The following is a 19,783-nucleotide window of genomic DNA, read 5'->3' as shown; positions in this document are numbered from 1 at the left end:
GGGGCGCGTCGGAACTACAGAGTAGGCGCTTGTGAAGACGTGCACAAATCGCGATCTTGCTGACTCGCGACGCCCCTCCACCAGGCCCTCCATTCCGCAAGATCGATCCGGCGGCCTTGGCCGGCGCCGCTCGGCGATTATTGCTCAATCCCGACTTCTCTGACCAATCACACAAGGCGCGGCGGGCCCGTGGCGTACCCCTCACCAGCGCCGGAGCCGGTTTCACCCGGCGCGCCGGCCGGGCCCGGCGTGCGGTGCCGACCGGGGTAGGGCCAACCCGACCCCGAACGGGGCAGCCCGCCGGATGGGCATTCCGGGCCCGGCGTCCCTAGCCTCGGAGCATGACCACCGCCACCGCGGTCACGCAGGTACCGAGCGTGAGCCGCCAGCTGATGCGCGACACCGGGTACGTCCTGCTCGGCCTCCCCCTGGCGCTGTTCGGCCTGGTGGTGCTGACGGCCGGCCTCGCGCTCGGCGTCGGGCTGGCGGTGCTGGTGGTGGGCGTGCCGATCATGACCGGCACGCTCTACACCGCGCGCGGCCTGGCCGACGTGGAGCGGCTGCGGCTGCCCACGGTGCTCCGGATGCCCCGGATCCGCCCCCGCTACCTGACCCCGCCACCGGCGGCCGGCCCCTGGCGACGGATCTTCACCCCGATCCGGGACGGGCAGTCCTGGCTCGACCTGGCGCACGGCATCGCCCGGTCGGTGGTGGCGGTCGTCACGTTCGCCATCACCGTCGCCTGGTGGGTCGTCGCGCTCGCCGGCACCCTCTACCCCGCGTACGACTGGGCCCTCCCCTACGGCCCGGGCGACCGCAGCCTGGCCGACCTGCTCGGCCTCGGCGACGGACCGGTGGCCCGGATCGGCCTGAACACCGCGATCGGCCTGATCTTCCTGCTCACCCTGCCGATCGTGGTCCGCGGCTGCGCGCTGCTCCAGGCCGGCTTCGCGCGCGGCCTGCTCACCGGCGTGGCCGAGATGCGCGACCGGATCACCGTGCTGGAGGAGCAGAAGCGGGCGGCGGTGTCGGCCGAGGCGGCGGCCCTGCGCCGGCTGGAACGGGACATCCACGACGGCCCCCAGCAGCGACTGGTCCGGCTGGCGATGGACCTGAGCCGGGCCCGGCAGCAGCTCGCCACCGACCCGCAGGCCGCCGCCCGGACCCTGGACGAGGCGATCGCCCAAACCCGGGACACCCTGGCCGAGCTGCGCGCGCTCTCCCGGGGCATCGCGCCGCCGGTGCTGGTCGACCGGGGCCTGCCCAGCGCGGTGGCCGCCCTGGCCGGTCGCAGCCTGGTGCCGGTCGACCTGACCCTCGACGACCGGCTGGGCAACCCGAAGGGCCGGCTCGACCCGCTGGTGGAGAGCACCGCCTACTTCGTGGTCGCCGAGGCGCTGACCAACGTGGCCAAGCACAGCGGCGCGACCGGCTGCGCGGTGACCGTGCAGCGCCACGACGACCAGCTCGACGTCACCGTCAGTGACGACGGGGCCGGTGGTGCGCACGTGGCGAAGGGGCACGGACTCGCCGGCATCGCCGACCGGGTACGCGCCGCCGGCGGCGTGCTCCGGGTGGACAGCCCGGTCGGCGGCCCGACCGTCGTGCGGGCCGTGCTGCCGCTGTGACCCCGGCACCCGCCCGGACGTGGTAGACACCGCGACATGCGAGTACTGATCGCCGACGACGCCGTACTGCTCCGCGAGGGCCTGGTCCGGCTGCTCACCGAGCAGGGACACGAAGTGGTGGCCGCCGTCGGGGACGGTGAGGCCTTGGTGGAGGCGGTGGTGGCGCACCGGCCGGACGTCTCGATCGTCGACGTGCGGATGCCGCCCACCCACACCGACGAGGGGCTGCGCGCGGCCGTCCGGGCCCGCGAGCTGGTCCCCCGTACGCCGATCCTGGTGCTCTCCCAGTACGTCGAGGTGTCGTACGCCGACGACCTGCTGTCCACCGCGGGCGGGGGCGGCGGCGGGATCGGCTACCTGCTCAAGGAGCGGGTGGCCGCGATCGACGAGTTCCTCGACGCGCTGGCCCGGGTGGCCGCCGGCGGCACCGTGCTCGACCCGGAGGTGGTCGGCCAGCTGCTGGTCCGACGCCGCCGGGACGACCCGCTGGGCGAGCTGACCCCGCGCGAGCGGGAGGTGCTGGCGCTGATGGCCGAGGGCCGTTCCAACGCCGCCATCGCGAAATCCCTGGTGGTCACGGACGGCGCGGTGGAGAAGCACGTCCGCAACATCTTCACCAAGCTCCACCTGCCCCCGGACACCGACCACCACCGCCGGGTCCTGGCCGTCCTCGCCCACCTCCGCGCCTGACCCCGCGGCGGCGGGGGCCAGGAATCAGGGGAGACGGGTGGCCAGGGTCACCGCTTCGGTGAGGGTGTCGGCCGTGGGGTGGGGGGTGGCGCGCAGGGCGGCGGGGTCGGAGAGGCCGCCGGTGTAGAGGACGCAGCGGGCGCCGACGCTCTCGGCGGCGTGCGCGTCGTCGACCGAGTCGCCGATCAGCACCACCGACTCGCCGGCCAGGCCCAGCTCGGCCAGGTGCTTCTCCAGCCACTCCGCCTTGTGGCCGCCGCCGACCGTGGCGCGCAGCCCGTCCACCCGGGCGAAGTGCGGGGTCAGGCCGTAGGTGTGCACGGTCGGCACCAGCTCGTCGTGGAACCACATCGACAGCAGCGACTGGCTGCCCGGCCAGGCGGCGATCGCCGCCAGCGCGTCGTCGGCCAGCGCGCAGCTGGTCAGCCCGGCCCGGTACGCGTCGTGGAAGATCCGGTCGAGCGCGCCGAACGCCTCCGCGTCGATCGCCCGCCCCAGCATCTCGGCGTAGTAGTCGACGATCGGCCGGCGGAACCGCACCCGGTGCTCGTCGACGGTCACCGACGGGCCGCCGGCGCTGGCGAAGGCCACGTTGGTGGCCTGCACCACCAGGCTGAGGTCGTTGAGCAGGGTGCCGTTCCAGTCCCACACCAGGTGGTCGCGCGCAGGGGTCATCGCAGCAGCCTAAGGGCCCCCTCAGAGCTGCGGCGTGGTCAGGTCCCGCAGCAGCCGATCCTCCTCGACCCGCCAGTAGCCGTGCTCCTTGCCGTCGAGCAGCACCACCGGCAGCCGGTCCCCGTAGTCCCGCTCCGCCTCGACGTCGCCGGTGACGTCCTTCTCCACCCACTTGTCGCCGGTGACCGCCACCACCCGGTCCAGCGCGGCCTTGGCGTCCTCGCAGAGGTGGCAGCCGGGCCGGGTGATCAGGGTGAGCCGGGCGTCACTGGACATCGGGGACCTCCGTGCGTCGGGGCCGGGGCGGCGTCGCCGGGGACGGCGCCGACCGCAGCTGGGTCTTGCGTACCTTCCCGATCACCGAGTACGGCAGTTCGTCGACGAACTCGACGGCGGTCGGGCACTTGAACCGGGCCAGGTTACGCGCGCAGTGGGCGAGCAGCTCCTCGCCGGTGACCGGACGCCCCGGCGCCGGCACCACGTACGCCCGCACAGTCTCACCCGTACGCGGGTGCGGCACACCCAGGACGGCCGAGCCGACCACCCCCGGGTGCGCCTCGAGCACCAGCTCGACCTCGCGCGGGTAGACGTTGAAGCCGTTGACCAGGATCAGCTCGCCCAACCGGTCGACCAGGAACAGGTCGGAGTCGTCGTCGGCGTAGGCGACGTCGCCGGTGGCCCACCAGCCGTCCGCGTCCGGGCCGCCCCGGCCGTCCGGCCAGTAGCCGGCGAACAGATTCGCCCCGCGGACCACGATCTGGCCGGGGTCGGTGCCGGGCGAGGAGTCGGCGAGCCACGGGTCGTCGTCGGGGTCGTCGTCCGGCTCGGCGACGCCGTCGCGCCACAGGTCGGTCCCGTCGGCACCGACCAGGCGCAGCTCGACGCCGGGCAGCGGCCGGCCGATCGAGCCGGGTTTCGGCTCGCCGCCGACCAGGGTGGTGGTGAGCACCGGCGCGGTCTCGGTCAGGCCGTACCCGACGTGCACCGGATGCCCGGTGACCTCGGTGAAGCGCGCCGCAGCGGCCGGGTCCAGCGGCGCCGCGCCGCAGACCGCGACCCGCACCGACGCCATCGCCGCGACGACCGCGTCGGCGTCCGCCGTGGACCAGGCCAGGAACATCGACGGTACGCCGACCAGCACGCTGACCCGGTGCCGGGCGATCTCGTCGAGCGCGCAGCCGGGGCCGAGCTCGTCGACCAGCACCCCGGTCGCGCCGTGGTGGATCACCGCGCCCAGCCCCGTGTTCAACCCGTACGCGTGGAACAGCGGCAGCGCGAGCAGCACGGTGTCCTCGGGCCCGACCACCGGCGGGGAGATCCGGCCCACCTGGTCCTGGTTGGCGGCCAGCGCCCGGTGCGGCAGCATCGCGCCCTTGGGCTGCCCCTCGGTGCCGGAGGTGTAGAGCAGCACCGCGAGGTCGCCGCCCGGTCGCGCCGGCGGCTCCCCCGCCTCCTCGGGCAGGGTGGTGTGCACGGCGGTGAGCGCCGGCAGCTCGAGACCGGCCACCCGGTCCCGGACGGCCTCGGTGCCGCAGAGCAGCGTCGCGCCGGAGTCGGCGAGCACGTGCCGCAGCTCGCGGGCGGTGAGGCCGGGGTTGACCGGCACCGCGACCAGCCCGGCGCGCAGCGTGGCGAGGTAGGCGACCACGAAGTCCGGCGTGTTCGGCAACGCGATCGCCACCCGCGCCGGCGGGTCGGTCGGCGCGGCCGGCCCGGCGGCGACCAGGGCCCGGGCCACGGCGCTCACCCGGGCGTCCAGTTCGGACCAGGTCAGGGTCTGCTCGCGCCAGTGCAGCGCGGGTCGGTCGCCGTGGTCGGCGGCCGCCCGGCGGAGCCGGTCGGCGAGGTCGGGCGCGGAGCTGTCGGTGGCGTCCTGCACGGTCGCTGAGTCTGGCACAGCAGCCCCCGAGGGACCATGCTTGCGCCGGGGGCACGCCGCCCGTCCGGCGACACGCCGACACGCCGAAGGCGGTTCACTTCCGCTCCGACCTGGACTTTCCACTCGGGATCAAGGCGCGACGTGAAAGTCAACCGCACACGACGGACAACCGGTCCGCCATCTGTGCGACGGGGCGGGAAATACTTTGGCCCTGTGTAACGGACTTGCCACGCGCGGGTGACGTTGGCCCTATCATCACTCGGGTCGGCTCACCCCATTTGCCGTGAGTCGACACCCCTCAGCCCGAGGAGGCCCCCGTGCCTGTGAGCGCATTGGACCAGCACCTCAGGGGGATCTGCCGCCCGTCGGCACACCCCTGTGCGACCCTGCCCGCCCGAGGCGGACCGGACGCCGTGGCGACCCGTCGCCGCACCGCCCGGCCGGCCGGCGCGCGGACCGGGGAGGCGCGGTGACCACCTTCGGCTACGCGGAGCGGCCCGCCGGCCTGACCGGCCCGACACCCCGGACGTCGCCCAACGAGCGGTTGGACCCGGGGCACGGCTCCGATCGGCGCAACCGGCACAACGAGGCCCCGGCCCGGCCCGCCGTACCCGGTGGGAACGCGAAACCGGCCGGTGGCCGGGTCGCGTCCCCGGCCCGCCCGACCATGCCGGCGCAGAGCCGGCGGGTCGGCGAGCCGCCGGCGGTGACCGACCCGTCCGGCGCCGAGACCGCCGTGCTGCCGGCCGTGCCCGCCGCCGACACCGCCGTGCTGCCCGCCGTGCCGGCGACCACGACGCCGGCGACCGGCTTCCCGAGCCGGCCCGACCCGTCCGACCCGGCGACCGAGGTCTGGGCGCTGGTGGAGCGCGCGCAGGCCGGCGAGGCCGAGGCGTTCGGCCTGATCTACGACCGGTACGTCGACACCGTCTTCCGCTTCGTCTACTTCCGGGTCGGCAACCGCCAGTTGGCCGAGGACCTCACCTCGGACACCTTCCTGCGGGCCCTCAAGCGGATCGGCAGCTTCACCTGGCAGGGCCGCGACCTCGGCGCCTGGCTGGTCACCATCGCCCGCAACCTGGTGGCGGACCACTTCAAGTCCGGCCGCTACCGGCTGGAGGTCACCACCGGCGACGTGCTCGACGCCGACCGGGAGGACCGGGGCCCCGAGGGCAGCCCCGAGGCGGCGGTGGTCGAGCACATCACCAACGTCGCGCTGCTCACCGCCGTCAAGCAGCTCAACCCGGAGCAGCAGGAGTGCATCGTGCTCCGCTTCCTCCAGGGTTTCTCAGTTGCCGAGACGGCCCGCGCGATGGGCAAGAACGAGGGCGCGATCAAGGCACTGCAATATCGCGCCGTCCGCGCCCTGGCCCGCCTGCTCCCGGACGGTTTCCAGCCCTGAGCCCCTGCGACGACGATCACTCTTCGTGATTTCGGCAGCGGCCGGCCCGTAACCCGTGCCCGTCGCGGACCGTTTCTCCGGGTGCGACCGGTGGTTGCCCCGGCGCCCCCGGACCACCCGGTCCGGAGCAGCGCGGCCGGCCAACACCTTCGTCCGTCGGCGTACGCCGCCGCCGGTCGCTGGGAACCACCGCGGCCGACCGGCCGTGACCAGCGAGAGGGGGTGCCTGCGGTGGACAGTGACCTCTTCTCCCGTCGTCGGGCCGCACGTTTCGCCCAGCTTCTCGACGAGGCGAACGGCGGCCGGCGTCACCATGTCCGGTCCCGCGCCGACGACCGGCTCACCGCCCTGGTGGCGGTCGGTCAGCGACTCGTCGCCGAGCGGCCGGACGTCGAGGTGGACGCGGAGTTCCGCACCGGGCTCCGGGCCATGCTGGTGGCGACCGCGGAGCGGGAGGGCATGGCCGCGGCGACCGCGACCACACCCGCCCGCACGACCGAGGCGGCTTCGCGTGGCTCGCTGCTGGGCGCGGTGACCGCCCGCCAGATCCGCGCCCGGGGCGCCATCCTGGTCGGCATCGCCGCCGGCGCCGTCGCCGTGTCGGGCATCTCCGCCGCCAGCGAGGACGCGGTACCCGGCGACGCGCTGTACGGCATGAAGCGCTCCACCGAACGCGCCCAACTCGCCCTGACCAGCTCCGACCTCAGCCGGGGCCAGCTCTTCCTCGACTTCGCCCGTACCCGGCTGGACGAGGCCGGCATGCTCCGCGGCGATCTGGCCGGGTTCAGCGCGGTGCTGGACGACATGGACGCCGACACCCGCCAGGGCGTACGGCTGCTCACCACCGCCGCCGCCCAGCGCTCCGACCCGGCCGGGCTGGACGTGGTGAACACCTTCGTGTCCGGGCAGCGCAAGGCGGTCGGTGGCCTGCTCGACGGGGCCAGCCGCGCCGAGCGGGACCGGACCCGCCGTTCACTGGCCCTGCTGGACGCGATCCGGAAGCGCTCCGACGCGCTGCGCGCCGCCATCGCCTGCGGCCTGCCCGCGCCGGTCGGCAGCGACGCGCTCGGCCCGGCCCCGGCGACCTGCCCGAACGACCGCTGAGCGGCAGAGCCGTTCACGCCACACTTCCACCTTCGGACGCCCGCCCGTAACCGACCCCCGACTACCCTCAGGGGTGCAGCGGTCGTCGTACGGAGGGAGGTCGGATGGCCCGCACCCGCAAGGTCACGGTCAGCACCGACGTCCACGGGCACACCGCCGGCTGGGCCGACGCCGAGCTCGACCGGCCCGTCCCCGCCGAGCCGGACCCCACCGCCGCGGCCTTCTTCGACGTGGACAACACGATGATGCAGGGCGCCTCGATCTACTGGTTCGCCCGTGGGCTGGCCGCCCGCAAGTACTTCACCACCGGCGACCTGGCCCGGTTCGCCTGGCAGCAGGCCCGGTTCCGGCTGCTGGCCACCGAGAACGCCGTCGACATGTCGCAGGCCAAGGAGGCCGCCCTGGCCTTCATCGAGGGCTGGCGGGTGGACGAGATCGAGCGCCTCGCCGAGGAGATCTTCGACGAGCTGATGGCCCCGCGCATCTGGGCCGGTACCCGCCGGCTCGCGCAGCGGCACCTCGACGCCGGCGAGCGGGTGTGGCTGGTCAGTGCCGCCCCGGTGGAGATCGGCCGGGTGATCGCCACCCGGCTCGGCCTGACCGGTGCGGTCGGCACGGTGGCCGAGGTGGTCGACGGCGCGTACACCGGGCGGCTGGTCGGCGACCTGATGCACGGGCCGGCCAAGGCGGAGGCGGTCGCCCAGCTCGCCGCGGTCGAGGGGCTGGACCTGACGCGCTGCGCCGCCTACAGCGACTCGGCCAACGACCTGCCGATGCTCACCGCCGTCGGGCGGGCGGTCGCGATCAACCCGGACGGGACGCTGATGCGGCAGGCCCGCGAGCGGGGCTGGGAGGTGCGGGACTTCCGCACCGGGCGACGGGCGGTCAAGATCGCCGTACCGTCGACCGCCGCGGCCGGGCTGCTCGCCGGCGCGGTCAGCGCCGGCCTGGCCCTGCACCGCCGCCGCCGCACCCCCTGACCCCCACCACGAAGCGCCCACTCTTACCGACAAAGCGTGGCTATTCGCTGAGGAATAGCCCCGCATTCTCTGTAAGTGCGCCTCGGTAGGAGGGGCGACGGCCCCCCGGGGGGGGGTGGGTCAGGGGCCGAAGGGGTCGGGGCGGCGTTCCAGGAGTTTGTGCAGGGTGTGCTGGATCGTTTCGCGGACCTGGTCGGCGAGGTTGAACACGACCAGCGGGTCGTCGGCGGAGTCGGTGAGGTGCGCCGTCGGGATCGGCGGGCAGAACTCGATCAGCCACTTGCTCGGCAGCGGCACCATGCCGAGCGGCCCGAGCCACGGGAACGTCGGCGTGACCGGGAAGTACGGGAGCTTCAACAGCCGGGCGAGCGGCTTGATGTCGGCGAGCATCGGGTAGATCTCCTCGCCGCCGACGATGGCGACCGGCACGATCGGGGTGCCGGTACGCAGCGCCGCCGAGACGAAACCGCCCCGACCGAAGCGTTGCAGCTTGTAACGGTCGGAGTAGAGCTTGCCGATGCCCTTGAAGCCCTCGGGGAAGACGCCGACCAGTTCACCGTTGCCGAGCAGCCGCTCCGCGTCCGGGTTGCAGGCGACCGTACCGCCGGTCTTGCGGGCGATCTCGGAGACCACCGGCATCCGGAACACCAGGTCGGCACCGAGCAGCCGCAGGTAGCGGCGCGCCGGATGCTGGTCGTGCAGGGCGGTGGCGAGGATCAGCGCGTCCAGGGCCACCGTGCCGGAGTGGTTGCCGACGACCAGGCCCGCCCCGTCGGCCGGCACGTTCTCCAGGCCGGTGACCTCGGTGCGGAACCAGTCCCGGTAGAGCAGGCGCAGCAGCGGGTGGAAGACCGAGTCGGTCAGGTCCGGGTCGAAGCCGAACTCGTCGACCTCGTACTCGCCGGAGAGCCGTCGGCGCAGGAAGGCCAGGCCGGCGGCGACCTTGCGGTCCCAGTGGTCCCCCGGCCGGTCCGGCACCGCCGCCCCGGCCGGCGGGTCCGCCGTCATCCGCCCGGCCTCGTCGCCCTGGGTGGACCGGTCCCGCGCCCCGGTCGCCGGCTCGTCGGCCCCGCTGTTCAGCTCGTCGGTTCCGGTGCCGGGCTCGTCGGTCCCGGCGTCCGGCTCGTCGTTGGTGGACGGGGTCGTGCCGGCCCGGGCGGACGGGACCGGCTCGTCGGTGGCGGAGGTGTCCGGCTCGGCCGGGGCCGCCGGCTCCGGGGCGGCGGCGGCCGTGGCGCGCCGGTGCCCGTTGCTTCGCGCCGGCTGGACGTCCGGCCCGGCCACGGTCAGCGGTACGTCGTACCGGCCGTCGGGCCGCTCCTCGGACCGGCTCACGAGCGCTCCCGGACGGCCGACCGGACCTGGCGGATGCTCTCCAGCACCAGTTGCTCGGCGGTGGCCAGGCTGTCCCGGGTGAGCACCACGCCGCCGTGGTGCGCCCGGATGAAGTCCTCGAACGCGGCGGCGGTGGAGCGCGGGGTGAAGCCGTACTCCTGCTCCAGCCGGCTGGTGTCGACCACCCGGCCGTGCACGAAGAGGTCGACCTGGTCGAGGCCGTAACGGCCGAAGCCGAGGTTGCGGGCGAGCGCGGCGGCCCCGGACAGGCCCGGCTCCAGCACCGGCACGGCGACCCGACCGGCCCGGCGGATCGCCTGGGAGAGCGAGAGCACCCCCGGCCCGGCGACGTTGTAGGTGCCCGGGTGCTCCTCGGCGATGGACCGGTGCAGCACCTCCAGGGCGTCGTCGAAGTGCACGAACTGCAACCGCGGGTCGCGCCCGAAGACGGTGGGCACCACCGGCTGGGAGAAATAGCGGGTGAGCGTGGTGTCGGCGGTGGAGCCGATGAACGGCGCGAAGCGCAGCACGGTCGCGGTCACGTCGGGACGGCGGCGGCGGAAGCCGCGGACGTACCCCTCGATGTCGAGGATGTCGCGGCCGAAACCGCCGCGTGGCACCTCGCGCGGCTCGGTCTCCTCGGTGAAGACCGCCGGGTCGCGGAAGGACGCGCCGTACGCGGCCGTGGAGGAGCGGACCACCAGCTTGCGCAGTCGCGGCGCCCGCTGGCAGGCGGCGAGCAGCTGCATGGTGCCGATGACGTTCTGTTCCTTCATCGCCGCCCGGCCGCCGTGCTGGGGGTCGGGCGAGCTGACCAGGGCGAGGTGCACCACGGCGTCGACGTCCAGGTCGACGAGGAGCCCGCCGAGCGAGCCGAGGTCGAGCCGGACCCGCTCGACCCGGTCGAGCAGGTCGGTGAACTCGGGGCCGGGGGTGGCCGGGTCGACGCCGATCACCCGCTCGATGCGCGGGTCGGCGGCGAGCCGGGCGGCGACGTGCGCGCCGAGATAGCGGCCGACCCCGGTCACGACGACGACCCCCGGAGCACCTGAGGTGCCACCGGGGGTCATCTCGTACGCCCTGACCGGCAGACGGGACCGAGCCGGGACGTCCGCGGCCTGATCACCTGAGCCTCCGAGGGTCGACAGTTGGCAAGTGGTGCCGGAAGCCGGGCCGTGGCCCGGCCCCGGTCACTTGCCGAGACGGCGACGCTGGACGCGGGTCTTGCGCAGCAGCTTGCGGTGCTTCTTCTTAGCCATGCGCTTGCGGCGCTTCTTGACCACCGAGCCCATACGACAGCCTTTCAATGCAAACGTGCGGGGCGGACGAGTGGCGCCACGTCGGTGGCGCCGGTGACCGCTTGCGGACAACGGACCGGACCAGCCTGGTGGCGTCGGGGCTCACCGGCGAGGGTCACGATCGGCTCCAGGGTAGCCGGAGTGCGTCAGCAGGACCAACGCGGCCCCGTCGATGCCCGTTACGTCGCAGTCGGCGCACCGCCCGGCGACGGCTCAGGCGGTTTCCTGAAACGCGCCCCGGAGATAGTCGTGCACCGCGTGCTCCGGCACCCGGAACGACCGGCCGACCCGGACCGCGGTGAGTTCACCGCTGTGCACCAGGCGGTAGACCGTCATCTTGGACACCCGCATGACCGACGCCACCTCGGCGACGGTGAGGAACTTGACATCCGACAGCCGACCGTCGGACTGTGACCCGGCCATGGCTCACCCGACCCATCCCATGCCCGGCGCGTACCGAGCGACCGGAGCTTCCGTCCGGGCCGGCAACGCGCGTGTTACCAGTACGGTAGCGGGGCCGCTGTGACCGGCGCGATCCCTTCGTACAACTGATCATGCGTCGACCGCCGTTCACCCGACCGTGACCTGCCGTTTCGCCCCCGCCTGCGCCCAGCGTCCCGTTCCCGGGACCGGTGGCGGGCACCGGTCCCCGCGAGGCCCGCGCCGGCGGACGCGGGCGGCTCACTCGGCGCGCAGCGCGACCACCGGGTCGAGCCGGCCGGCCCGCTGCGCCGGCACCACCCCGAAGACGATGCCCACCGCCGCCGACACCCCGAACGCCAGCGCCAGTGACCACCAGGTGATCGCGGCCGGGATCGGCGACAAGGCGTCCACCAGCAGCGCGGTGCCGACGCCGAGCGCCATCCCGGTCAGCCCGCCGATCGCGGTGAGCAGCACCGCCTCCAGCAGGAACTGCACCCCGATGTCGCGGGGGCGCGCGCCGACGGCCTTGCGCAGGCCGATCTCCCGGGTCCGTTCGCGCACCGAGACCAGCATGATGTTGGAGACGCCCACCCCGCCGACGAGCAGCGAGATGCCGGCGATGGCGGCGAGCACGCCGGTGAGCACCCCGAGGATGTCGCCGAGCACGCCGAGGATCTGCTGCTGGGTGACCGCGCTGAACTCGGTGTCCGGGTGCCGGCGGGACAGCTCGGCGACGATCCGGTCGCCCAGCTCGCCGATCCGCTCCCGGTCCGGGGCCTTGACCGCGATGCCGTCCACCCGCTGGGTACCCCAGAGTCGCTGGGCCGCGGTGACCGGCACGTGCACCTCGTCGTCCCGGTCGACGCCGAGGCTCTGCCCGAGCGGCGCGAACACCCCGATCACCCGGAACCGGACGCCGGCGAGCGCGACCTGCTGGCCGAGCGGATCCCGGTCGGGAAAGAGCGCGCGGGCCACCGAGTCGCCGAGCACCGCCACCCGGCGGCTGGTGTCCACGTCGGCGCCGGTGAGGTAGCGACCCCGGGCGAGCGAGCGGGTGAAGACCGTCGGGGTGGTCTCCAGCACCCCCTGCACTGTGGTGAAGTCGGAACGGTTGCCGGCGCGGGCCGTCGCGCCGGAGGCGATGGTGACCGCGACCCGGCTGGGGTCGCCGACCACCCGGGAGACCGCGTCGACGTCGGCGAGGGTCAGCGGGGAGACCACCGGCGCGGTGCCCACGTCGATCCGGCCGGGTACCACCAGCAGCAGGTTGGAGCCGAGCCCCTCGACCTGCTGTTCGACCTTCTGCTTCGTACCGGTGCCGATGGCGACCAGCAGCACCACGGACGCCACCCCGATGATCACGCCGAGCATGGTCAGCGCGCTGCGCATCCGGTTGGCCCGCAGCGCGTCCAGCGCCACCCGCCACGCCTCGGCGAGCCTCACGACGCCCCGCCGGCCCGCTCGCCGCCCACCCGGTCCGCCCCGGCCGCGTCCACTCGGGAGGCGCCCCGGGTCGCGGCGTCCGCGCCGGATCCTGGTCCGGCCGCGGGGTCCGCGTCCGGTCGTGGTCGGTCGGCGGCGTCCACCCCGGATCCCGGTCCGGCCACCTCGGGGGTACGCCGGTCGGCCTCCGGATCGCGCGGAAGGCGTCCGGTGGCTCCGGTGGCGCCACCGGAGCCACCGGACGGGTGCCCCGGGCCGCTTCCGGACGCGGACCGGGGCTCCGCGCTGGGAGCGGCCCCCAGTGTGTCAGGTGCCGCCACGGGCCCGGATGCCGGTCGATCATGAACGGTCGAGGCGCTGTCCGACACCACCACCCCGTCGCGCATGACGATCCGCCGCCGGGCCCGGGCCGCCACCTCGTTGTCGTGGGTCACCATCACCAGCGCCACTCCGGACTCGACGTTGAGCTGCTCCAGCAGGGCCAGCACCGCCTGGCCGGTCACCGTGTCCAGGTTGCCGGTTGGCTCGTCGGCGAGCAGCACCGTCGGGTCGGTGACCAACGCCCGGGCGATCGCCACCCGCTGCTGCTCGCCACCGGAGAGCTGGTTGGGGCGGTGGTCCAGCCGGTGCCCCAGGCCGACCCGGCCGAGCATCGCGGCCGCCCGCTCGCGCCGCTGCCGCGCCCCGACGCCGCGGTAGACCAGCGGCAGCGCCACGTTGTCCACCGCCGACGTCCGCGGCAGCAGGTGGAACGCCTGGAAAACGAAGCCGATGGTCTCGTTGCGCAGCGTCGCCAGCTCCGGCGCGGAGAGGGCGCCGACGTCCCGGCCGCCGATCACCAGCCGACCGCCGGTGGGCTGGTCCAGCCCGCCGAGCAGGTGCATCAGGGTCGACTTGCCGGAGCCGGACGGCCCGACCACGGCCACGTAGTCCCCCGGCGCCACGGTCAGCGAGACGCCACGCAGCGCCGGCACGGAGACACCGTCGAGCTGGTACGTCCGGGAGACGTCCACCGCCTCGATCGCCGCCGGACCGCTCACGGCCATTCCCCCGTTGGCATGGTTCTCGGGCTCACCGGGTCACCTTCGTTCGCGACTGCGGGGCTCGCAGAACCGGCTCACTCCTCGCGCTCACCGGACTTCCTGGCCGTCCTGGACCTGGTCGGTGCCGCGCACCACGACGCGGTCGCCGGCCTGCACCCCGTCGAGGATCTGCACCAGGTCCTGCCCCTGGACGCCCACCGTCACCGGCGCCCGGTCCGCCCGGCCGTCGCGGACCAGCCAGACGGCGTCCCGGCCGTCGGCGGAGAAGACCGCCGAGGCGGGGACGGTGACTGCGTGGGCGGCCTCGCGTACCCGAAGGTGCACCACGGCGTTCATGCCGGGGCGGGGCGCCGGTGCGGCCTCGTCCTCGCCGAACCGGCCCGCGCCGAGCGAGAGCCGCACCCGGTAGGTGACCCCGCCCCGGGCGGAGCTGGTGGGCAGCACGTCGACCGAGCGAACCGTGGCGTCGTAGCTGGCGCCGGTGACCGCGTCCAGTTCGACGTCGGCGACCAGGCCGGGGCGGACCAGCAGCACGTCGGTCTCGTCGACCTCGGCGAGCAGACCGAGCGCGCCGGTGTCCACGATGGTCAGCACGGGCGTGCCGGCGGTGACCCGGCCGCCGGCGACCACCGCGTCGTCCACGCCCGGCGGCGGCCCGGCGCGGGACGGGGTGAGCGCCGACGGGTCGATCCCGGCGGGCACCTGCCCGCCGCCGAGCAGGGCAGACAGGTCGGTGCCGCCACCGGCGGGGGTGCCGCCGGGCTGCACGACTCCCCCGATCGGGGCGCGCAGGGTCAGCGCGTTGACGGTCGCCTTCGCCAGGTCGTACGCCTGCCGTGCCTGGAGCCGTTGCGCGGCCGACAGCGCGCCGACCGCCGAGTTGAGACCGGCGATTCCCCGCTGCACCGAGCGGACGGCCTGATCGGCGGTGCGCGCCGCGGCGGCGTACTGCTGCTGGGCGGAGGTCACCTGGGCGAGCAGCGCGTCCCGTACCTTCTGGTCGGCGATTTTTCCGGCGGCGTCCCGGGCGGCGTCGAACGCCTCGTCGGCGGCCTTGTCGGTGCCGCGACGGCGGGTGCCCAGGTCGCCCACGCCGACGCCCCGGCCGGCCCGTTCGGCGGCCCGGAGGGCGTCGCGGGCCTGGCGGAGGCGCTCCTGAGCGGACGGGGAGCTGATCACGGCGAGCACCTGACCGCGCCTGACCCGCTGGCCGGGCTGGACCCGCAGGCTGCTGACGGTGCCGTCGGCGGGTGCGGTGAGGGTGGCCGCGGCACGGGCGGTCACGGTGGCCGGAGCGTCGATCACCTCGGCGACGGCGGCCCGGCTGGCCGGGGCCAGCGCGACGGCGGACTCGTCGTCCCCGCAGGAGGCGGCGGTGGTGCCGGTGAGGACGACGACGGCGAGCAGGGCGGTGAGCAGGCGGGGCCGCGTGGCTACGGGGGGCCGCGGCGAATCGGGGCGGCGCACGGGCCAACCTTAGCCCGGCGTCGATACGACGCCGAGCGGCGCGATCGGCCTACCGGGCGGATCGCGTCCACCCGGCGACGGGTCCGTCCGCTGTCATCGGACGGTTGCCCGGACGTAGGCGACGCACTCGTCGTGCAGGGCGGTCCACGGGTCGCCGAGGACCTGCTCGGACGCGTCGTCCAGCGACCGCCGGTCGTGCACCACGGCCCGGAAGAAGTCGAGCACCTGCTGCTCGCCGTACCGGTCGACGAGGTGGCGGACGGCCAGGTAGCCGACGCCGTAGCTGCCGCCGACCCGGTCGGCCGGGGCGGCGTCGGCCGGGGTCAGGGCGTCCAGCCGGCCGTTCCACCCGCCGGCGACGAGCTGCCCGGCCTCGTCCAGCCCCTCGTAGCGGCTCACCGGTGCCCCGTCGGCGCCGGCGTACTCGGCCAGCCCCTCCACCAGCCACCAGGTCTGCTTGCCCGGGTAGCCCCGGGCGGGCAGCGAGGCGGCGTGGGTCAGCTCGTGCCGCAGCAGCTCCCCGGTGGCGGTGGCGGTCAGCCCGTCGGCGTTGAGCACCACCTCGTGGTGGCCGCCGCCGACGGTGACCGCGTACCCGGCGGTCCACTTCGGGCGGCCGCCGCCGTACCAGCGTCGCCACTCCGGGCCGCCGGCGTAGAAGATCCGGTAGCGGTCCGGCGGTGGGCCGGCGACCGCGTACCGGTCGGCGACCGTCGCCGCGGACTCGGCCTCGGCGAGCAGGCCGGGCAGCTTCCCGCGCAGCGCCGGGGTGGTGGCCACCATGGTGCGCGGGCCGACGGCGACGACCAGGTCGCTGACCTCCCAGGGTCGGACCCCGGCCTGCGCGGAGCGGGACTCCTCGACGGCGACCAGCAGCGGTGCGCCGCCGGTCTCCCGCCAGCGGGTGCCGATCAGGACCGGGCTGGGAGCGCAGTCCGGCACGAGGAAGCAGTACCGGAAGGTCACCAGTTGCCGCCACTGCCCCGCCTGCCCGGCGACCGGGGTGGGCAGCCCGGACGGCTCGGCCCGCCACACTGTCACCCGGAGCGCGCGCAGTGCGGCGAAGCGGCGGCCCAGGTCGGCGCGGGCGGAGGGGTCCGCGACGGCGAGGAAGCCGCGCCGATCCCCACCGAGCAGGGCGTCGGCCTGCCGGGCGAGCTGCGCGGAGAGCTGGTCGCCCATCCGGCGGGCAGCCGCCGTGGCCGGATCGGGCGTGCGGGCGGCGGGGCGGTCGACCGTGGCGCGGTCGGCGGTGCGGTCGACCAGGCCGGCCAGCAGCGCCGCCGGCACCCCGCAGCCCACCATCGCCAGCACCACCGCGACGGCGGCCCAGAGCGGCCAGCGGCGGCGTGGGTCCGGCTCGTCCACCTCGTCGGCCGGGCGCGACTCGTCGACCCGGTCCGTTGGGTGCGGCTGGTCAACCCGGCCAGTCGGACGCGACTCATCGCCGTCGACCGGACGCGGCTCGTCGCCGTCGACCGGACGCGGCTCGTCGCCGTCGACCGGACGCGGCTCGTCGCCGTCGACCGGGCGCGGCTCGTCGCCGTCGGTGAGGCGCGATTCGTTGCCGTCAGTAAGGCGCGACTCGTCCGCCCTGTCGGTGAGGCGCGGCTCGTCATGCCCGTCGGTCACCGGCGAAGGGTACGACCAATCGGGGCGATCCGGCCAGAGGCGCCCGCGCGTCGGCAGCATGCCGGCGGCGCCTGCACACGCGGTACGAGCCTCCTGCCGCATGACGGTGGCCTGCACGGACGGTGACCGGCGCGGCGTCGGAAGGGGTGGCTACTCGCCTATCGAGCTGATGACGTGAACGACTCACGGAAGGCCGACCCGGAGGCGGTGGCGACAGACGTCGTCTCTGCCGTCCGACAGAGAGCGGCGTCACCGGCCGCCGGACGACAGCCACGCGCGCGACGAGGTGGCCCGAATCGTTCACGACATCAGATCGAAAGGGCGCGACCACCGCAGGTGGGGTGCCGTGGACGCACCGCGCACGCAAGCCACCACCAGCGGTCGCTGTCGGCCGGTCACCCGAGCAGGCGCCGGGATCGGGCACGCCAGCAGCCACCACAGGAGGCGGGGCCATCAGTCACAAGCAGGCGCCGGGATCGGCCCGGCCAGCAAACCCACAGGAAGCGGGACCATCAGCCACCGGCAGGCGCCGAGGTCCGACCCGCCAGCAGACACCACCGGGAGGGAGGGCCACGAGTTGCCCGGCGGCCCGAGCAGGTGATCGGGGGCGGTCAGGCCGGGTGGCCGCCGTGGCTGAGCAGCGCCCGGTCCACGGCCCAGAGGGCGACCAGACCCACCGCGAGCAACGGGTGCCCGGCGAGGGCGAGCAGCACACCGGCGGCGAGGAAGCAGGCCGCCTGGACGGCGTACTTGGCGGGCGGGGCGAGCCGGACCCGGGCCCGGGGCGAGCAGAAGATGCCCCAGACCACGGCGATCAGCAGCGGCGCGCCGAGCCCGGCGAGCAGCCGGACGGCCAGGCCCGCATCGAGGGTGAAGCCCCACCAGCCGGCGGCGACGAGCATCGCCACCTCCACCAGGAAGGCGATCGTCAGCAGCATGGCCCTCATCAGGCCCTCCAGTCCCGGTACGCGGTGTCCAACGCGGCCACCAGCTGGTCGAAGGACCGGTCGATGCCGCGGGGCAGGCCGAAGCCACCGGCCGCCTCCAGGGTGATGAAGCCGTGCACGGCGCTGCGGAACAGGCGTGCGGCGTCGACCGCCGCGTCACCGGTCAGGCCGTACCCGCGCAGGATCGCGTAGATGGTGTCGAGGGCCCGCCGGCCGGCCGCGACGTGCTCGGGGTCGGCCGGGTCGGGCACCCGCTGCGCCGCCGGGTAGCGGCCGGGGTGCCGGCGGGCGTAGTCGCGCCAGGCGGTGGCGACCGCCCGCAGCCCGTCCACCCCGGCGCGCCCGGCGGCGGCCGAGGTCATCGCGTCGGCGAGTTCGTCGACGGCCAGCGCGGCCAGCTTCTGGCTCAACGCGTCGGCACCCTTGACGTGTTTGTAGAGGCTGGGCAGCGCGACGCCGAGGCGGCCGGCGAGCGCGGCCAGGGTCAGCCGCTCATAACCGACCTCGTCGGCGAGGCGGGCCGCCTCGCGGACCACCGTCGACGGGGTGAGCCCGGCCCTAGGCACGCGTGGTCACCGCCAGGAACTCGACCAGCTGCGCAGCGGTGGCCGCCGGCTGGTCGGCGTGCGGGTAGTGGCCGGAGTCGGCGATCATGCGGGCTTCGGCGGTGACGAAGAGGCGGCGGGCGGCGCGCGCCTCGCCCCCCGGGTCGGCGAAGTCGGGGTCCTTCGCACCCATCAGCACCAGCACCGGCTGCCGCACGTCGGCCGCCCGGGCCGTCCAGTGCGGGGCGACCGGCGCGACCACACCGCGGACCGCCGCCATCCGGCCGCGCAGGCTGGCGACCAGCTCCTTGCGGTACGCGGCGTCGTCGGCGGGCCGGCCACCGGGAAAGAGCGTCCGGTGGAACATGCCGAACAGCCGGGGACTGCGCAGCACCGCCGCCTGGGCGAGCCGCATCGCCGGGTTGGGCCTGGGCTGGGCGACGAACGCGCCGATCTGCACGATGCCGTTGACCAGCTCGGGCGCGTCCCCGGCGGCGAAGACGACGGCCGCCGCGCTGGACGAGCTGCCGACCAGGGTGGCCGGGCCGCCGAGGGTACGCACCACGGCCAGCAGGTCCGAGCCGACCTCGGCCGGGGCGTACGACGGCCAGTGGGCGCTGGAGTCGCCGTGCCCCCGGACGTCCACCGAGGCCACCCGGTAGCCGGCCGCGACCAGCAGCGGGATCAGGTGGCGGAAGGATCGCCGGTTCTCCCCCATGCCGTGCGCGAGGACCACCAGCGGCCCCTCGCCGTGCACCTCGTACGCGATGGTGCCGCCGTCCCGCTCCACCTGGCTAATACTCATAGCCGTAAAGCTAAGGGCATTAGCCTAACCTGTCAACGGCGGGCTTGACCTGAAGTCCGGTACAGGTCCGATGATCACCGCATGACGTCGACGGCAAGCCCACACCTTCGCATCGCCCGGCCGAGCCGCGACCTCGGTGCGGCCGAGCGCTTCTGGGTCGACGGGCTCGGCCTGAGCGTGCTGTACCGGGGCGAGGCCGCCGGGCCCGGTGAGCACGACCTGGTCATGCTGGGCTGGCCGGAGGCGGCCTGGCACCTCGAGCTGGTCGGCGGGGAGCACCTGACGGTCGCGCCCCGGCCGACGGAGGAGGACCTGTTCGTGCTCTACCTGGACGGGCCGGTCGAGGCGGACCTGGTCACGAGACTGGAACGGGCCGGCGGGACGAGAGTCTCCGCCGGCCCGTACTGGGACCGCTGGGGGGTGACGGTGGCCGATCCGGACGGCTACCGGTTGGTGCTGAGCACCCGGGGCTGGTCGAACGCCTGAG

Annotated in this window: 19 protein-coding genes and 1 pseudogene; 6 read left to right on the top strand and 14 right to left on the bottom strand. The window is 74.8% G+C overall.

What is annotated here, in order from left to right; all coding sequences use genetic code 11:
- The first annotated feature begins 341 nt into the window (after nt 1-341).
- Both FHX75_RS19575 and FHX75_RS19570 read left to right on the top strand, forming a co-directional pair.
- Nucleotides 342-1,628, top strand: coding sequence for a sensor histidine kinase (locus FHX75_RS19575; protein ID WP_154941715.1), 1,287 nt, complete (start codon nt 342-344; stop codon nt 1,626-1,628).
- A 36-nt stretch (nt 1,629-1,664) separates the two neighbouring features.
- A complete protein-coding gene (locus FHX75_RS19570) occupies nt 1,665-2,318 on the top strand; it encodes a response regulator (RefSeq protein WP_088960141.1) in 654 nt (217 codons plus the stop codon).
- Nucleotides 2,319-2,342: 24 nt separating this feature from the next.
- Here FHX75_RS19570 and FHX75_RS19565 read toward each other — a convergent pair whose 3' ends face one another.
- Genes FHX75_RS19565 through FHX75_RS19555 form a run of 3 tightly spaced genes read right to left on the bottom strand, consistent with a single transcriptional unit; the run spans nt 2,343 to nt 4,872 of the window.
- Nucleotides 2,343-2,993 (bottom strand): HAD family hydrolase, encoded by a 651-nt coding sequence (locus tag FHX75_RS19565; RefSeq protein ID WP_154941714.1) that lies wholly within the window; start codon nt 2,991-2,993, stop codon nt 2,343-2,345.
- Between the two features lie 21 nt (nt 2,994-3,014).
- A complete protein-coding gene (locus FHX75_RS19560) occupies nt 3,015-3,269 on the bottom strand; it encodes a glutaredoxin family protein (protein ID WP_154941713.1) in 255 nt (84 codons plus the stop codon).
- Nucleotides 3,259-4,872 carry an AMP-binding protein gene (locus tag FHX75_RS19555; RefSeq protein ID WP_154941711.1) on the bottom strand — a complete coding sequence of 538 codons (1,614 nt, stop codon included), beginning with the start codon at nt 4,870-4,872 and terminating at the stop codon, nt 3,259-3,261. Before FHX75_RS19555 ends, FHX75_RS19560 begins: the two co-directional genes overlap by 11 nt.
- A gap of 469 nt (nt 4,873-5,341) precedes the next feature.
- Between FHX75_RS19555 and FHX75_RS19550 the strand changes: the two genes are divergently transcribed.
- The 3 genes from FHX75_RS19550 (at nt 5,342) to FHX75_RS19540 (ending at nt 8,358) form a co-directional block, all read left to right on the top strand.
- Entirely contained in the window at nt 5,342-6,274 is a 933-nt protein-coding gene (locus FHX75_RS19550; RefSeq protein ID WP_154941710.1) for an ECF subfamily RNA polymerase sigma factor, BldN family, read from the top strand.
- A 231-nt stretch (nt 6,275-6,505) separates the two neighbouring features.
- Nucleotides 6,506-7,378, top strand: coding sequence for a DUF5667 domain-containing protein (locus FHX75_RS19545; protein WP_154941708.1), 873 nt, complete (start codon nt 6,506-6,508; stop codon nt 7,376-7,378).
- Between the two features lie 104 nt (nt 7,379-7,482).
- Entirely contained in the window at nt 7,483-8,358 is an 876-nt protein-coding gene (locus FHX75_RS19540) for an HAD family hydrolase (protein WP_154941706.1), read from the top strand.
- 120 nt (nt 8,359-8,478) lie between these two features.
- Here FHX75_RS19540 and FHX75_RS19535 read toward each other — a convergent pair whose 3' ends face one another.
- The 11 genes and pseudogenes from FHX75_RS19535 to FHX75_RS19485 form a co-directional block, all read right to left on the bottom strand.
- On the bottom strand, nt 8,479-9,366 hold the full coding sequence (locus FHX75_RS19535; RefSeq protein ID WP_154942054.1) for a lysophospholipid acyltransferase family protein: 888 nt from the start codon (nt 9,364-9,366) through the stop codon (nt 8,479-8,481).
- A gap of 323 nt (nt 9,367-9,689) precedes the next feature.
- Nucleotides 9,690-10,763, bottom strand: coding sequence for an NAD-dependent epimerase/dehydratase family protein (locus FHX75_RS19530; RefSeq protein WP_154941704.1), 1,074 nt, complete (start codon nt 10,761-10,763; stop codon nt 9,690-9,692).
- A 120-nt stretch (nt 10,764-10,883) separates the two neighbouring features.
- On the bottom strand, nt 10,884-10,985 hold the full coding sequence (locus FHX75_RS19525; RefSeq protein WP_007465623.1) for a 30S ribosomal protein bS22: 102 nt from the start codon (nt 10,983-10,985) through the stop codon (nt 10,884-10,886).
- Between the two features lie 219 nt (nt 10,986-11,204).
- Entirely contained in the window at nt 11,205-11,414 is a 210-nt protein-coding gene (locus FHX75_RS19520) for a helix-turn-helix domain-containing protein (RefSeq protein WP_088960133.1), read from the bottom strand.
- A gap of 258 nt (nt 11,415-11,672) precedes the next feature.
- On the bottom strand, nt 11,673-12,857 hold the full coding sequence (locus tag FHX75_RS19515) for an ABC transporter permease (protein ID WP_154941702.1): 1,185 nt from the start codon (nt 12,855-12,857) through the stop codon (nt 11,673-11,675).
- Between the two features lie 203 nt (nt 12,858-13,060).
- Nucleotides 13,061-13,903 (bottom strand): annotated as a pseudogene (locus FHX75_RS19510) (ABC transporter ATP-binding protein); the annotation flags it as partial.
- A gap of 84 nt (nt 13,904-13,987) precedes the next feature.
- Nucleotides 13,988-15,367, bottom strand: coding sequence for an efflux RND transporter periplasmic adaptor subunit (locus FHX75_RS19505; protein ID WP_154941700.1), 1,380 nt, complete (start codon nt 15,365-15,367; stop codon nt 13,988-13,990).
- 93 nt (nt 15,368-15,460) lie between these two features.
- The gene (locus FHX75_RS19500) at nt 15,461-16,999 is read right to left on the bottom strand and encodes a hypothetical protein (RefSeq protein ID WP_170285407.1); all 1,539 of its coding nucleotides are present in this window, start codon (nt 16,997-16,999) and stop codon (nt 15,461-15,463) included.
- A gap of 611 nt (nt 17,000-17,610) precedes the next feature.
- The gene (locus tag FHX75_RS19495) at nt 17,611-17,946 is read right to left on the bottom strand and encodes a YrdB family protein (RefSeq protein WP_154941698.1); all 336 of its coding nucleotides are present in this window, start codon (nt 17,944-17,946) and stop codon (nt 17,611-17,613) included.
- Nucleotides 17,946-18,512: a TetR/AcrR family transcriptional regulator gene (locus FHX75_RS19490; protein ID WP_154941696.1), complete on the bottom strand. Its 567-nt coding sequence runs from the start codon at nt 18,510-18,512 to the stop codon at nt 17,946-17,948. The genes FHX75_RS19495 and FHX75_RS19490 overlap by 1 nt, the downstream gene beginning before the upstream one ends.
- Nucleotides 18,505-19,296: an alpha/beta fold hydrolase gene (locus tag FHX75_RS19485; protein WP_154941694.1), complete on the bottom strand. Its 792-nt coding sequence runs from the start codon at nt 19,294-19,296 to the stop codon at nt 18,505-18,507. Before FHX75_RS19485 ends, FHX75_RS19490 begins: the two co-directional genes overlap by 8 nt.
- An 81-nt stretch (nt 19,297-19,377) precedes the next feature.
- On the opposite strand from FHX75_RS19485, the gene FHX75_RS19480 reads away from it, so the two are divergent.
- Nucleotides 19,378-19,782 carry a VOC family protein gene (locus tag FHX75_RS19480; RefSeq protein ID WP_154941692.1) on the top strand — a complete coding sequence of 135 codons (405 nt, stop codon included), beginning with the start codon at nt 19,378-19,380 and terminating at the stop codon, nt 19,780-19,782.
- Nucleotide 19,783 lies beyond the last annotated feature (1 nt).

Source organism: Micromonospora palomenae (genome assembly GCF_007829925.1).
Taxonomy (GTDB): Bacteria; Actinomycetota; Actinomycetes; order Mycobacteriales; family Micromonosporaceae; genus Micromonospora; species Micromonospora purpureochromogenes.
The sequence above is the reverse complement of the archived record's forward strand: the minus strand, read 5'-3'. Positions and strand labels throughout refer to the sequence as shown.